This window comes from Kitasatospora sp. NPDC096140 (assembly GCF_040303045.1).
GTDB lineage: Bacteria > Actinomycetota > Actinomycetes > Streptomycetales > Streptomycetaceae > Kitasatospora.
The window spans coordinates 36700-49669 of record NZ_JBEOUW010000027.1 but is presented as its reverse complement, the minus strand read 5'-3'; the positions used below and the strand labels follow the sequence as shown (position 1 = coordinate 49669).

Annotated in this window: 12 protein-coding genes; 7 read left to right on the top strand and 5 right to left on the bottom strand. The window is 71.9% G+C overall.

Annotated elements, in window-relative coordinates; all coding sequences use genetic code 11:
- The first annotated feature begins 73 nt into the window (after window positions 1-73).
- The 3 genes from ybiA (at window position 74) to ABT048_RS26085 (ending at window position 3023) form a co-directional block, all read left to right on the top strand.
- Window positions 74-652, top strand: a complete 579-nt coding sequence (ybiA, locus tag ABT048_RS26095) for a riboflavin biosynthesis intermediates N-glycosidase (protein ID WP_502894080.1) — start codon at window positions 74-76, stop codon at window positions 650-652.
- Window positions 649-1770 (top strand): hypothetical protein, encoded by a 1122-nt coding sequence (locus ABT048_RS26090; RefSeq protein ID WP_350523922.1) that lies wholly within the window; start codon window positions 649-651, stop codon window positions 1768-1770. Before ybiA ends, ABT048_RS26090 begins: the two co-directional genes overlap by 4 nt.
- 68 nt (window positions 1771-1838) lie before the next feature.
- Window positions 1839-3023, top strand: coding sequence for a hypothetical protein (locus ABT048_RS26085; RefSeq protein WP_350523921.1), 1185 nt, complete (start codon window positions 1839-1841; stop codon window positions 3021-3023).
- A 149-nt stretch (window positions 3024-3172) separates the two neighbouring features.
- Here ABT048_RS26085 and ABT048_RS26080 read toward each other — a convergent pair whose 3' ends face one another.
- Entirely contained in the window at window positions 3173-4555 is a 1383-nt protein-coding gene (locus ABT048_RS26080; RefSeq protein WP_030233601.1) for a glycine--tRNA ligase, read from the bottom strand.
- 191 nt (window positions 4556-4746) lie between these two features.
- On the opposite strand from ABT048_RS26080, the gene ABT048_RS26075 reads away from it, so the two are divergent.
- Genes ABT048_RS26075 through ABT048_RS26060 form a run of 4 tightly spaced genes read left to right on the top strand, consistent with a single transcriptional unit; the run spans window position 4747 to window position 7923 of the window.
- The gene (locus tag ABT048_RS26075) at window positions 4747-5769 is read left to right on the top strand and encodes a metal ABC transporter substrate-binding protein (RefSeq protein ID WP_350523920.1); all 1023 of its coding nucleotides are present in this window, start codon (window positions 4747-4749) and stop codon (window positions 5767-5769) included.
- Between the two features lie 14 nt (window positions 5770-5783).
- Window positions 5784-6548 carry a metal ABC transporter ATP-binding protein gene (locus tag ABT048_RS26070; protein ID WP_350523919.1) on the top strand — a complete coding sequence of 255 codons (765 nt, stop codon included), beginning with the start codon at window positions 5784-5786 and terminating at the stop codon, window positions 6546-6548.
- Window positions 6545-7477 carry a metal ABC transporter permease gene (locus tag ABT048_RS26065; RefSeq protein ID WP_350523918.1) on the top strand — a complete coding sequence of 311 codons (933 nt, stop codon included), beginning with the start codon at window positions 6545-6547 and terminating at the stop codon, window positions 7475-7477. Before ABT048_RS26070 ends, ABT048_RS26065 begins: the two co-directional genes overlap by 4 nt.
- Window positions 7478-7512: 35 nt before the next feature.
- Window positions 7513-7923, top strand: coding sequence for a Fur family transcriptional regulator (locus ABT048_RS26060; RefSeq protein ID WP_350523917.1), 411 nt, complete (start codon window positions 7513-7515; stop codon window positions 7921-7923).
- A gap of 106 nt (window positions 7924-8029) precedes the next feature.
- Here ABT048_RS26060 and ABT048_RS26055 read toward each other — a convergent pair whose 3' ends face one another.
- The 4 genes from ABT048_RS26055 to leuA all read right to left on the bottom strand — a co-directional run bounded on the left by ABT048_RS26055 (window position 8030) and on the right by leuA (window position 12644).
- Window positions 8030-8863: an isoprenyl transferase gene (locus ABT048_RS26055; protein ID WP_350523916.1), complete on the bottom strand. Its 834-nt coding sequence runs from the start codon at window positions 8861-8863 to the stop codon at window positions 8030-8032.
- A 4-nt stretch (window positions 8864-8867) separates the two neighbouring features.
- The gene (gene recO, locus ABT048_RS26050; RefSeq protein WP_350523915.1) at window positions 8868-9614 is read right to left on the bottom strand and encodes a DNA repair protein RecO; all 747 of its coding nucleotides are present in this window, start codon (window positions 9612-9614) and stop codon (window positions 8868-8870) included.
- A 330-nt stretch (window positions 9615-9944) separates the two neighbouring features.
- Window positions 9945-10610, bottom strand: coding sequence for a TerB family tellurite resistance protein (locus ABT048_RS26045; RefSeq protein ID WP_350523914.1), 666 nt, complete (start codon window positions 10608-10610; stop codon window positions 9945-9947).
- A 237-nt stretch (window positions 10611-10847) separates the two neighbouring features.
- Window positions 10848-12644 carry a 2-isopropylmalate synthase gene (gene leuA, locus ABT048_RS26040; protein WP_350523913.1) on the bottom strand — a complete coding sequence of 599 codons (1797 nt, stop codon included), beginning with the start codon at window positions 12642-12644 and terminating at the stop codon, window positions 10848-10850.
- Window positions 12645-12970: the final 326 nt, after the last annotated feature.

The following is a 12970-nucleotide window of genomic DNA, read 5'->3' as shown; positions in this document are numbered from 1 at the left end:
GCACCTGTCGGCGGCCACCCGGAGGGATCCAAACGGTTCGCGACCACCACCCCCTTTGTGTCAGACTGACGATATGAGCGAGATGCACGTGGGGGACCCCGCCGCCGTCCGCAGCCGCGAGCAGCTGGCGGCGCTGATGGCCGACGGGGTGCACCCGAAGTGGGTGATGTTCTGGGGCCACACGGCCCGCAAGGGCGGCGGCACCCGGCAGGAGTGCCTGAGCCAGTGGTGGCCCGGGGAGTTCACCGTCGACGGGGTGACGTACGCGTCCGCCGAGCACTGGATGATGGCCGGCAAGGCCCGGATGTTCGGGGACGAGGCCATCGAGCAGCAGGTGCTGGCCGCCCGCACGCCGGCCGAGGCGAAGAAGCTGGGGCGGCTGGTCGAGCGCTTCGACGACCGGACCTGGGCCGACGGGCGGTTCGAGCTGGTCGTCGCGGGCAACGTGGCGAAGTTCGGGCAGGACGAGGCACTGCGCGAGTACCTGCTGGGCACCGGCAGCCGGGTGCTGGTCGAGGCCAGCCCGGTGGACCGGATCTGGGGCATCGGGCTCGCGGCCGACGACATCCGGGCCCAGCAGCCCGCCGAGTGGCACGGGCTGAACCTGCTGGGCTTCGCGCTGATGGAGGCGCGGGCGCGGCTGGCCGCATGAGCACGGTCGCTCCGCTGCTGGACGGGACGGTGGTGGCTTCGGCCGCCACCACCCTGGTCGTGGCGCCGCGGGTGCTGCGCGCCGGGGCACGGCCGCCGGGCCGCGGGCGCACGATCGGGCCGGAGGCACCGCTGGCGGCCGTCGTCGCGCTGATCCTCCTCAACCAGGTCCTGGTCGCCGTCTACGTGAACCGCGTGCACGGCGGGGACCCGTCCTTCATCGCCCGCTACCTGCCCCCGGGCTGGTTCGACGTCCCCCGGCTCGACGCCCTCGCCGCCCACGTCCCGGCGCCGGAACTGCTGGCCCCGTCCGTGCTGCGGGTCCAGGCCTTCCTCGAACTGCCGCTCGTGCTCCTGGCGTTCGTGTCGGTCGTCCGGCGGCTGGACGGCGCACTGTACGTCCGGCTGGCCCGGTCGCCGCTGCTCCCGCTCGCCGCCGTCTCGTACACCGCGGCGTTCTGCGCCGTCGAGTGGGACCTGCGGAACCCGTACACCGTGGACGACCTCGTCCTGCGGGTGCTCTCGGCCGCCGTCACCCCGCCGCTGATCGCCTGGACGGCCCGGCGCGAACCCGCCTCGGACACTGCCGCACCGGCCCGCGGCAACCCGTTCCTCTTCGCACTCGACCTGTGGGCGTACGGCCAGTTGATGCTGGTGCTGTACGACACCGCGCTGCTCTACAACCTCGCCCGGCTCGGCGACCACCTCCTCCCCGCCGCGGCCGCCACGGCGGTCCTCGTCGCCACCCGCCTCGCCGCGCGTTCCGCGGCCCCGCGGACCGGCCCGCACACCGCCGCCCTCACCGCGACCATCGGCCGGGCGCTCGCCCTCCTCCTCGTCCCCGCCCTCGCGATCCGCTACGCGGAGTCCTTCGGCACGCCCCGACTCGCCGTACTCGCCGGCCTCCTGGTGATCGGGGCGGCCCTTCGACGCGACGCCCCGCGCCTGTTGATGCCCGCCGTCGCCGGTGCGGCGGTCGGCTACCTCATCGCGGTCCTCGTCCCGGGCCCCTACTACGAGGCGACCCTCCTCCGGAGCGCGACCGGCGCACTTCTTGCCGCGACCGCCCTCTGCGCGCTCCTTGACACCACTCGGGCACGACTGGTCGTGCGCTCTTAACTCCCTCGCCACATACCGACGCCAGGATGTCCTGCAGTCAGGGTCTGGATGGACAGGTTGGGGCGATCATGCGCATGCGGCCGACGGCACAATCCGCAGGCCAGCAGCTGGAGGGCGAGCAACAGGCCGCCGAACTCCGCGCAGAGCTGGACGAGTTACTCCGCGCGAGCCGCTACGCGAGTCAGCGCGAACGGCGGCTGAACGAGGCGATCCGGGCGACCCCGGGCCGCCAACGGCCGGAGGGCGAGCTGTTGCGGCAGCTCGCCCAGGCCCGCACCCTCCGTGAGGGGCTGGGGATCCGGTGTCGCCAACTCAGCGACCAGTTGGAGGCGTTGGAGATGCGCCTCAGACACGTACAGCAGGAACCACGGCAGCAGGACCCGGAACAGCAGGACCTGGGACAGCAGGAGCCACGGCACCAGGAACCTCTGCGGCCGGGCCCGCGGCGGCCGGAACCACGACAGCAGCACGGGCGAGCGGAGCCCGCACCCCCGCCGCCGCCCGCCCGTCCCGACATCGGCGCCCTCACCGAGCGGATCACCACCCTCCACCGCTCCGGCGCCCGCACCGAGGCCACGGAGCTGATCGACCAGGCGGCCGCCCGCCTCGCCCCCGCCGACACCGCGCTCCTGGTCGGCATGCTCGCCCGGTACGGCCCGACGGGCGCCTCCCTCCGACTCGCCCGCGGCACGGCCCGGTCCGCCCCCGAACACGCCGTCGCCGTCCTGGCCGAACTGCGCGAACTGGGCCTGGCCGAGGAGGCCGCCGAGCTGTTCCACGCCTTCTGGTCCTACCCCGCCGCCTCCGTCCCCGGGCTCCTCTCCGCACTGGAGCGGGCCGGGCAGAACGCGGACGGCGCGACGCTCCTGTGGGAGTGGGGATCGGCACCGACCGCCGAGCTGACCTCCCTCGCCGCCTGCCTCCAGCAGCACGACCGCCCCGGCGACGTCCGGACCCTGCTGCGCCAGGCCGCCGGCCGCCCCACCGCGGACCTCGCCGCGCTCTCCACCGAGCTGCCGCCCGCCCTCGCCACGGCCCTGCTGCGCGAACTCGCGGCGCTCCGCCCGCCCGTGGAGATCGTCCGCCTGGCGGCCGCGTTGGACAGCGCCGGCAGCCGGGAGCTGTACGGACAGCTGCTGGCCGCCCTGCTCGCCGACGAGGCCCGGCACCGCACCACCCTCGCCGCCCTCCGCGCGGCCGGCCTGCCGACCACCCCGCCCGCGGCCCCCCGCTCCCGCTGGGGACGGCGGTGAGCCCCGTACGGCGGTGAGCCCCGTGGGGCGGTACGCCCCTTCGCCGACGGCGGTGACACGCACCCCGCACAGCAACCCCCGCACACGACAAGGAGCCCCCGCCCGCCCCGAAAGGGCGGACGGGGGCTCCCCGCACGAAGGACCCGGCCCTAGCAGCCGATCAGGCGCGCACCGAGGTACGCCTTGACCTGGTCCAGCGAGACGCGCTCCTGCGACATGGTGTCGCGGTCGCGGACGGTCACCGCGTTGTCCTCAAGGGTGTCGAAGTCGACCGTGACGCAGAACGGCGTACCGATCTCGTCCTGGCGGCGGTAGCGCTTGCCGATCGCGCCGGCGTCGTCGAACTCGACGTTCCAGGCGGTGCGCAGGTCGGCGGCCAGGCCGCGGGCCTTCGGGGAGAGGTCGGCGTTGCGCGACAGCGGCAGGACCGCGACCTTGACCGGGGCCAGGCGCGGGTCGAGCCGCATGCCGACGCGCTTCTCCATGACGCCCTTGGCGTTGGGCGCCTCGTCCTCGAAGTAGGCGTCGATAAGGAAGGCCAGCATGGCGCGGTTGAGGCCGGCCGCCGGCTCGATGACGTACGGGAAGTAGCGCTCGCCGGACTCCTGGTCGAAGTACTTCAGGTCCTGGCCGGACGCCTCGCTGTGCACCCGCAGGTCGTAGTCCGTGCGGTTGGCGACGCCCTCAAGCTCGGAGAACTCGCTGCCACCGAAGTTGAAGCGGTACTCGATGTCCACCGTGCGCTTGGCGTAGTGGGAGAGCTTCTCCTTCGGGTGCTCGAAGAAGCGCATGTTCTCGGTGCGCAGGCCGAGGCCGACGTACCAGTCCCAGCGCTGCTGGAGCCAGTACTCGTGCCACTGCTCGTCCTCGCCCGGCTTGACGAAGAACTCCATCTCCATCTGCTCGAACTCGCGGGTCCGGAAGATGAAGTTGCCGGGGGTGATCTCGTTGCGGAAGCTCTTGCCGGTCTGGGCGATGCCGAACGGCGGCTTCTTGCGCGACGTGGTCTGGACGGCCTTGAAGTTGGTGAAGATGCCCTGGGCGGTCTCGGGGCGCAGGAACGCCAGGCCGCTGGCCTCCTCGGTGACACCGAGGTGGGTCTTCAGCATGCCCGAGAAGTCCTTGGGCTCGGTGAACTGGCCCTTGGTGCCGCAGTCGGGGCAGTTGACGTCCTTGAGGCCGTTCGGCGGCGGGAAGCCGTGCTTGGCCTCGTACTTCTCCTCCAGGTGGTCGGCCCGGTGGCGCTTGTGGCAGGAGAGGCACTCGGTCAGCGGGTCGTTGAAGGTGGCGACGTGGCCGGAGGCCTCCCACACCTCGCGGGCGAGGATCACCGAGGAGTCGAGGCCGACGACGTCCTCGCGGGCCTGGACCATCGCGCGCCACCACTGGCGCTTGATGTTCTCCTTGAGCTCCACACCCAGCGGCCCGTAGTCCCAGGCGGCACGCGTGCCGCCGTAGATCTCGCTGCAGGGGTAGACGAAGCCACGGCGCTTGCTCAGGCTGACGATCGTGTCGATCTTGTCGGCGGCCACAGTGCTCTCTTCAGTACGTACGGCACGGTCAGGGCACGGCTGGTTACGCGTACCCGAATACCTCAGGTTACCGGCCATACGGGTACGTGATTCAAATCGGTATCGTCCGGCCGCCCCCACTCCTCGTCATCTGCCGTTCACCCGTCCGAGTGAGTTGACAATCATTTCCATGTGAGATGAGAATGATTGTCATGATGATCGGACTGCTTCGTCGACGGACCCGCCGTTCCATAGCCATCGCCGCCACCGCACTCACCGCCTCCCTCGCCCTCACCGCCTGCGGAGGCAGCAGCAGCGCCGACAGCGGAAACGGCAAGCTGAAGGTCGTCGCCTCCTTCTACCCGATGGAGTTCCTCGCCCGGCAGATCGGCCAGGAGCACGTCGCGGTCACCGATCTCACCGCCGCCGGCGTCGAGCCGCACGACCTGGAACTCACCGCCAAGCAGGTCGGCACCGTCCAGAAGGCCGACGCGATCCTCTACCTCAAGGGCCTGCAGCCCACCGTCGACCAGGCCGTCGCGCAGTCGTCCGGCAAGCACAAGATCGACGCCACCGCCGCGAGCCCGCTGGTCGACCACCACCTCGACGAAGGCGCGGAGGAGCCCGGGAGCGGCCACAAGCACGAGGGCCCGGCCGGCGACCCGCACATCTGGCTCGACCCGACCCGCTACGCGGCGATCGCCCGGAGCGTCGGCGACGAGTTCGCGAAGGCCGACCCGACCCACGCCGAGGACTACCGCAGGAACACCGACGAACTGGTCACCAAGCTCACCGCACTCGACCAGGAGTTCCAGGACGGGCTGAAGTCCACCGGGACCAGGACCTTCGTCACCAGCCACGCCGCCTTCGGCTACCTCGCCGACCACTACGGCCTCACCCAGGTCGCCATCAACGGCGTCGACCCGGAGTCCGAGCCCACCCCGGCCCGCCTCGCCGCCGTGCAGAAGGCCGCCAAGGACAACGGCGTCACCACGATCTTCTTCGAGACCCTGGTCAGCCCCAAGCTCGCCGACACCGTCGCCAAGGACCTCGGCCTCAAGACCGCCGTCCTGGACCCGCTGGAAGGCGTCAAGGACCCCGCCAAGGACGACTACCTCACCGTCATGAAGCAGAACCTGGCCAACCTCCGGACCGCCCTCGGCGCCACGGCCGGCCAGACCGCCCCCGCCGCGACGCCCACCCCCGACGCCACCACCCCTGCCGCCACCAGCTGACGGGACGGAACACCATGACCCACCCGATACCCCAGGCCGTCCGCCTCCGTGACGCCGTCGCCTCGCGCGGCGGCCGGCCGGTGCTGCGCGGCGTCGACCTCACCGTCCGGCCCGGCGAGGTCGTCGCCCTGCTGGGCGCCAACGGCTCCGGCAAGTCGACCACCGTCAAGACCGTGATCGGCTCCGTCCCCCTGGAGCGCGGCACCCTGGAGCTGTTCGGCACCCCGCACGGCTCCTTCCGCGCCTGGCACCGCATCGGGTACGTCCCGCAGCGCACCACCGCCGCCTCCGGCGTCCCGGCCACCGTGCGCGAGGTGGTCTCCACCGGACGGCTGCCGCAGCACCGCCTGCTGCCGTTCCGCCGCAAGGACCGCGAGGCGGTGGACCGCGCACTGGCCGCCGTCGGCATGCTGGAGCGGGCCGGGGACGGCGTGGCCGACCTGTCCGGCGGCCAGCAGCAGCGGGTCCTGATCGCCCGCGCCCTGGTCGGCTCCCCCGACCTGCTGATCATGGACGAGCCGATGGCCGGGGTGGACGCCGCCAGCCAGCAGGTGCTCGCCGACACCCTGCGCGCCGAGGTCGGCCGCGGCGCCGCCGTCCTCCTCGTCCTGCACGAACTCGGGCCGCTGGAGCCGCTGATCGACCGCGCCGTCGTCCTGCGGGACGGCTGCGTCGCACACGACGGCCCGCCCGTGCCCAACACCGGCCTGCACGCACTGCCCGGCCACGACCACGTCCACCCGCACGCCGACCTGACCCCGCCGAGGCTGCTCGCATGACCGAGATGCTGTCCTACGACTTCATGCAGCGCGCCCTGCTCGCCGCCGTCCTGGTCGGGATCACCGCCCCCGCCGTCGGCATCTACCTGGTGCAGCGCCGCCAGGCCCTGATGGGCGACGGCATGGGCCACGTCGCGATGACCGGCGTCGGCCTCGGCTTCATCTTCCAGACCAGCCCGGTCTGGATGGCCGTCCTGGTCTGCGTGCTCGGCGCCGTCACCATGGAACTCGTCCGCTCCCGCGGCAACCAGCGCGGCGACATCGCCCTCGCCATGCTCTTCTACGGCGGCATGGCCTGCGGCAAGCTGCTCGTCTCGCTCTCCGCCGAAGCCGGCTCCGGCTCGCTGGAGAGCTACCTGTGGGGCTCGATCCTGACCGTCGCCCCCGCCGACCTGGCCGCCATCGCGGTGCTCGGCGCGGTGGTCATCGCCGTCACCGTCGGCCTGCGCCGCCAGCTGTTCGCCATCTGCCAGGACGAGGACTTCGCCCGGGTCACCGGCCTGCCGGTGCGCACCCTCAACCTGCTGCTCGCCGTGATGGCCGCCGTCACCGTCACCGTCGCCATGCGGGTGGTCGGACTGCTGCTGGTCAGCGCCCTGATGGTGGTCCCGGTGGTCGCGGCCCAGCAGCTCACCCGCTCCTTCGCCGCCACCCAGGCCGCCTCGATCGCACTCGGCGTGGTGGTCTCCCTCGCCGGGGTCACCGGCTCCTACGAGCTCGACGTGCCCTCCGGCCCGGCCATCGTGCTGCTTGCCATCGCGGTCTTCGCGGTGTTCAGCGCGCTCGCCGCGCCGCTCGCCCGGCGCCGCCACCGCGGCGACACCGAGCACGGGCCCAAGATCTGCGACGTCCGACTGCCCGCCCAGACACCGGAACGGACTTCCCCCGACACGACCACTCCGGAGGGGCGGGCGGGGCTGGCACAATGATGTGCGAGACGCCCACGACCCCAGGAGGACCCACGGTGACCACCGCAGGCCCGTCGCCGCGCGCCCGATCGACCCGGCAGCGTGCCGCCGTCTCGGCGGCCCTGGACGAGATCGCGGACTTCCGCAGCGCGCAGGAACTCCACGACCTGCTGAAGCACCGCGGGGACTCCGTCGGTCTGACCACGGTCTACCGCACCCTGCAGTCGCTCGCCGACGCCGGTGAGGTGGACGTGCTGCGCACCGCCGACGGCGAGGCCGTCTACCGCCGGTGCAGCAGCGGACACCACCACCACCTGGTCTGCCGGCACTGCGGCGCCACCGTCGAGGTGGAGGGCCCCGCGGTGGAGCGCTGGGCCAGCTCGGTCGCCGTCGAGCACGGCTTCAGCGACATCGCGCACACGCTGGAGATCTTCGGCACCTGCGCGGAGTGCGCCAAGAAGGCCTGAGCCCCGCCGCTCGTCCGCGGCGCGCCGCACGACGGAAAGGACCCACCGGGATCAGCCCGGTGGGTCCTTTCCGTCGTGGCCGCGAACCCGCGGCGGCGCCCCGGCCTCAGTGCCCGGACGGCCGCGGCGCGGGCAGCTCGTTCGGGATCGCCCCGCCGAAGCGCCGGTCGCGCATCGCGTACTGCTCGCAGGCGCGCCACAGGTCGCGGCGGTCGAAGTCCGGCCAGAGCACGTCCTGGAACACGAACTCGGCGTAAGCCGACTGCCAGGGCAGGAAGTTGGAGGTGCGCTGCTCGCCGCTGGGGCGCAGGAAGAGGTCCACGTCCGGCATGTCCGGGTGGTACATGTACTTGGCGAGGGTCTTCTCGTTGACCTTCTTCGGGTCCAGCTTGCCGGCCGCGACGTCGCGGGCGATGCCCTGCGCCGCGTCCGCCAGCTCGGCCCGGCCGCCGTAGTTGACGCACATGTAGAGCGTCACGGCGTCGTTGTCCTTGGTGTGCTCCTCGGCGACCTGGAGCTCCTGGACGACGCTCTTCCACAGCTTGGGCATCCGGCCGGCCCAGCGGATCCGTACGCCCATCTTGCCCATCTCGTCGCGGCGGCGGGCGATGACGTCCCGGTTGAAGTTCATCAGGAACTTCACCTCGTCGGGCGAGCGCTTCCAGTTCTCGGTGGAGAAGGCGTACAGCGAGATGTTCTTGACCCCGAGCTCGATGGCGCCGGCGAGGACGTCCAGCACGACGGACTCGCCGACCTTGTGGCCCTCGGTGCGGGGCAGCCCGCGCTCCTTGGCCCAGCGGCCGTTGCCGTCCATCACGATGGCGACGTGCTCGGGCACCAGCTCGCCGGGGATCTTCGGGGGCTGTGCACCGCTGGGGTGCGGGGTCGGAGGCGCGTACGCCCGCTGCTTGCCGCCGCCGAAGAGCCGTCGCGCTGCCATGTGCTCACTTCTCCACGTATCTCATCGAGCGGATGCCCCGCTCCAGGTGCCACTGCAGATAGGCCGCGACCAGGCCGCTGCCCTCCCGCCAGTACCGCGGCTCGCAGGCGTCGGCCGTCTGCCAGTCCCCTGACAGCAGCGCCCCGAGCAGTACCAGTGTCTCAGGGGAGGGTACGGCACATCCGGGCACTCGGCAGTCCGCGCAGAGCACCCCGCCCGCCGGGAGCGAGAAGAAACGGTTCGGCCCCTCCAGGCCGCACTTGGCGCAGTCCGTGAAGCTCGCGCCGTACCCGTTCACCGCGAGCGAGCGCAGCAGGAAGGCGTCCAGCACCAGGTGCGACTCGTGGCTCCCCGCCGCCAGCGTCCGCAGCCCGCCCACCAGCAGCAGGTACTGCTGGACGGCGGGCTCACCCTCGTTCTCGGCGAAGCGCTCGGCCGTCTCCAGCATCGCGGTGCCGGCGGTGTAGCGGCCGTAGTCCGTGACGATCGAACCGCCGTACGGCGCGATGGTCTCCACCTGGGTGCACAGCGGCAACCCGCGGCCGACCAGCTCACTCCCCCGACTGAAGAACTGCACGTCCACGTGCGAGAACGGCTCCAGACGGGCACCGAACTTGGACTTCGTCTTCCGCACCCCGCGCGCCACCGCCCGCACCTTGCCGTGCTGGCGGGTCAGCAGGGTGATGATCCGATCGGCCTCGCCGAGCTTCTGCGCCCGCAACACGACGCCGTCGTCCCGGAAAAGACTCATGCCGACCATTCTCCCCCAGCCGCCGACAACGCCGGACAGCCGTGTTGCCCGCACCGGGGCCGTGGGGGAGGACCACTTCGGTGCGGGTCACGGCGGGCCCGGAGGGGGTCGGGCCCGTTTGTGGGGGATTCGGGATGGTCGACGGGTGGTCCACAGGGTGACGACAAGGAGAGGAACGACAGGGTGACGACGGACAGGGGACGACGGGGGTGACGACGGGGCCACGGCCTGCTGCGCGTCCGGGCCGACCGCCCCACCGCGCCCCGGCCTGCCGTGTGCCGGAACTCGACCACGTGTACGGCGCCCGGACCGGCCGCGCGCCCCGAACGACTACTTGTACGGCGCCCTGGTCGCCGCCTCCAGCAACGCCCCGACCCGCGCCTGCGCCAGGTCCAGGCAGCGCCCGACCGCGGCCAGCGCCTCGCGCTCCTGCGGCAGGTAGCGCCCGTCGGCCAGGGCGATCGCCGCGCCCTGCAGCAGCAGCCGCTCGCGGCCCTGGTGGGCCAGGTGCGGGGTGAGCGGTTCGAGCACCGCGTGCAGCTCCACGGCCAGGCCGCCGGACATCCCGTGGGCGTCGTGGAGCTCGCCGCCGAGCCCGGAGAGCGCGGCGAGCGCGGCCAGCACCTGGGCCTCGCCGCAGTCCTCGAATCCGGCTTCGCGCACCGCCGCGCAGGCCGCCTCGCGGGCCGCCCTGTGGGCGGTGCCACCGGCCGCGAGCAGGGCCAGCGCCACGGTGTACTGGGCGTCGCGCAGCATCGCGCCGAGGCGCACGCAGGTCGGCTGCTCCAGACTCTCGACGCCGTACCGGCCGTGGCAGCTGGTGCACTGCACGCTGCCGATCACCGGTCCGAGCGGGAGCACCGGGGTGCCCAGCAACCGCAGCCACCGCCGGCCGTGCTGCCGACGGTAGTTGCGGTCCCCGCCGCAGCCCGGGCAGAAGAAGTCACCGAGAACGTCAGTCCGCCACCGCGGGCGAACACCCCACAACCTGGTCACGGCGCCACTCCCCAGACATGGCAGGCGGCCTGCTCGACGATGGGCAGGTCACGCGACCGGACACCGAGCCGTCCCACCGACCCGGCTTTCCGGTGGATCGATGTTGCCACGGTTACCGGCACGTGTCAGTACCTCGAACGGCTTCCGGTCCCAAAAAATGTGGCGCAGGCCACAATCGGCCGCCGACACGGCGAAGGGCCGCCCGCAGGACGGCCCTTCGCACACCACCCGTACGAACTACCCCCGCTGCGAGCGGTTGACGGCGCTGATCATCGCCTTCAGCGAGGCCAGCACCGTGTTGCCGTCGATGCCCACGCCCCACAGCACCTTGCCGTCCACCGCGCACTCGACGTACGCGGCCGCCTGGGCGTCGCCGCCCTCGCTCAGCGCGTGCTCGGCGTAGTCCAGGACGCGCACGTCGAAGCCGATCCGGGCCAGCGCGTCCCCGAAGGCCGACACCGGGCCGTTGCCGGTACCGCTCAGCGCCACCGGCACGCCGTCCACCAGCGCCTCGGCTGTCAGCGCGTCCCGGCCGTCCTCGGTGGTCAGGGTGCGCGAGCCGCTCAGCGACAGCCGGCCCCACGGGTTGCCGGTGGTCGGCAGGTACTCGTCCTCGAAGACCCGCCAGATCTCCGCCGGGGTGACCTCGCCGCCCTCGGCGTCGGTCTTCGCCTGGATGATCCGGGAGAACTCGATCTGCATCCGGCGCGGCAGGTCCAGCTTGTGGTCGTTCTTCAGGACGTACGCCACACCGCCCTTGCCGGACTGGCTGTTGACCCGGATGACCGCCTCGTAGGTGCGGCCGACGTCCTTCGGGTCGATCGGCAGGTACGGCACGCCCCAGGTGTGCTCCTCCACCGGCACGCCCGCCGCCTTCGCGTCCGCCTCCAGGGCGTCGAAGCCCTTCTTGATGGCGTCCTGGTGCGAGCCCGAGAAGGAGGTGTACACCAGGTCGCCGGCGTACGGGTGGCGCGGGTGCACCTCCATCTGGTTGCAGTACTCGGCGGTGCGGCGCACCTCGTCGATGTCGGAGAAGTCGATCTGCGGGTCGACGCCCTGCGAGAACAGGTTCATCCCCAGCGTCACCAGGTCGACGTTGCCGGTCCGCTCGCCCTGCCCGAACAGGCAGCCCTCGATGCGGTCGGCGCCCGCCATGTAGGCCAGCTCGGCGGAGGCGACGGCGGTGCCGCGGTCGTTGTGCGGGTGCACCGACAGACAGACGAACTCGCGGCGCGACAGGTTGCGCGACATCCACTCGAACTGGTCGGCCTGGACGTTCGGGGTGGCCCGCTCGATGGTGGCCGGCAGGTTCAGGATGATCTCGCGCCCCTCGCCCGGCTGCCAGACGTCCATGACCGCCTCGCAGACCTCCAGCGCGAAGTCCAGCTCGGTGTCGACGAAGATCTCCGGCGAGTACTGGTAGCCGAAGACGGTGTCCTCGCCCAGCAGCTTCTCCGCGTACTCCATCACCAGCCGGGTGCCCTCGGTGGCGATCGCCTTGGTGGCGGCCTTGTCGTTGCGGAACACCACCCGGCGGAACAGCGGCGCGGTCGCGTTGTACAGGTGGACGGTCGCGCGCGGCGCGCCGACCAGCGACTCGACGGTCTTCTCGATCAGCTCCTCGCGGGCCTGCGTCAGCACCGAGATGGTGACGTCCTCCGGGATCGCCCCCTCCTCGATCAGCGACCGTACGAAGGCGTGGTCGGTGGCGCCGGAGGAGGGGAAGCCGACCTCGATCTCCTTGTAGCCCATCGCGACCAGCAGGTCGAACATCTTGCGCTTGCGGGCCGGGGACATCGGGTCGATCAGCGCCTGGTTGCCGTCCCGCAGGTCGGTCGAGAGCCAGCGCGGCGCCTTGGTGATCACGGCGTCCGGCCAGGTGCGGTCCGGCAGGTCCACGGTGCCGAACGGCAGGTAGCGCCCGTACCGCATGCCGGACGGCTGCTGGCGCACCGAGGCGGCGGTGATCGGGGTGGGCCGGTCGACGAAGGCGCGAGCGGCGGGGATGGACGCGGCGGAGGTCTGCTCGGTCATGGAGGTGACTCTCGGCTTCCTGTGGATGCGTGGGTGCGGGCGGTCGGGATCAACACCGACTGGCCGGCCTCTGCTGCCGCTCGCGACCCGCCGTTGGATCGCCGATTGCGCGCACAGCTCGTTCCCCGCGGCGAGGGAGCCGGCCCCTGTGGACTACAGGCCCTCGACGCGGCAGCTAAGAAGAAGCAGCCCGTTGCGCATGATGGAACCCAGCGTAACCCAGCGCCGCGCGCCCCCGAAGTGATCCGGGCTTCCGTTCCACCCCTTGAGACGCCGACCGGTCATGTCAAGAGTGGTGACAACCGGTCATGCAGGCCTCACCCTGG

Bases quoted from the DNA above. Each gene is read 5' to 3' on its own strand.
- ybiA (WP_502894080.1), top strand. From the start codon at position 74: ATGAGCGAGATGCACGTGGGGGACCCCGCCGCCGTCCGCAGCCGCGAG.
- ABT048_RS26090 (WP_350523922.1), top strand. From the start codon at position 649: ATGAGCACGGTCGCTCCGCTGCTGGACGGGACGGTGGTGGCTTCGGCC.
- ABT048_RS26085 (WP_350523921.1), top strand. From the start codon at position 1,839: ATGCGCATGCGGCCGACGGCACAATCCGCAGGCCAGCAGCTGGAGGGC.
- ABT048_RS26075 (WP_350523920.1), top strand. From the start codon at position 4,747: ATGATGATCGGACTGCTTCGTCGACGGACCCGCCGTTCCATAGCCATC.
- ABT048_RS26070 (WP_350523919.1), top strand. From the start codon at position 5,784: ATGACCCACCCGATACCCCAGGCCGTCCGCCTCCGTGACGCCGTCGCC.
- ABT048_RS26065 (WP_350523918.1), top strand. From the start codon at position 6,545: ATGACCGAGATGCTGTCCTACGACTTCATGCAGCGCGCCCTGCTCGCC.
- ABT048_RS26055 (WP_350523916.1), bottom strand. From the start codon at position 8,863: ATGGCAGCGCGACGGCTCTTCGGCGGCGGCAAGCAGCGGGCGTACGCG.
- recO (WP_350523915.1), bottom strand. From the start codon at position 9,614: ATGAGTCTTTTCCGGGACGACGGCGTCGTGTTGCGGGCGCAGAAGCTC.
- leuA (WP_350523913.1), bottom strand. From the start codon at position 12,644: ATGACCGAGCAGACCTCCGCCGCGTCCATCCCCGCCGCTCGCGCCTTC.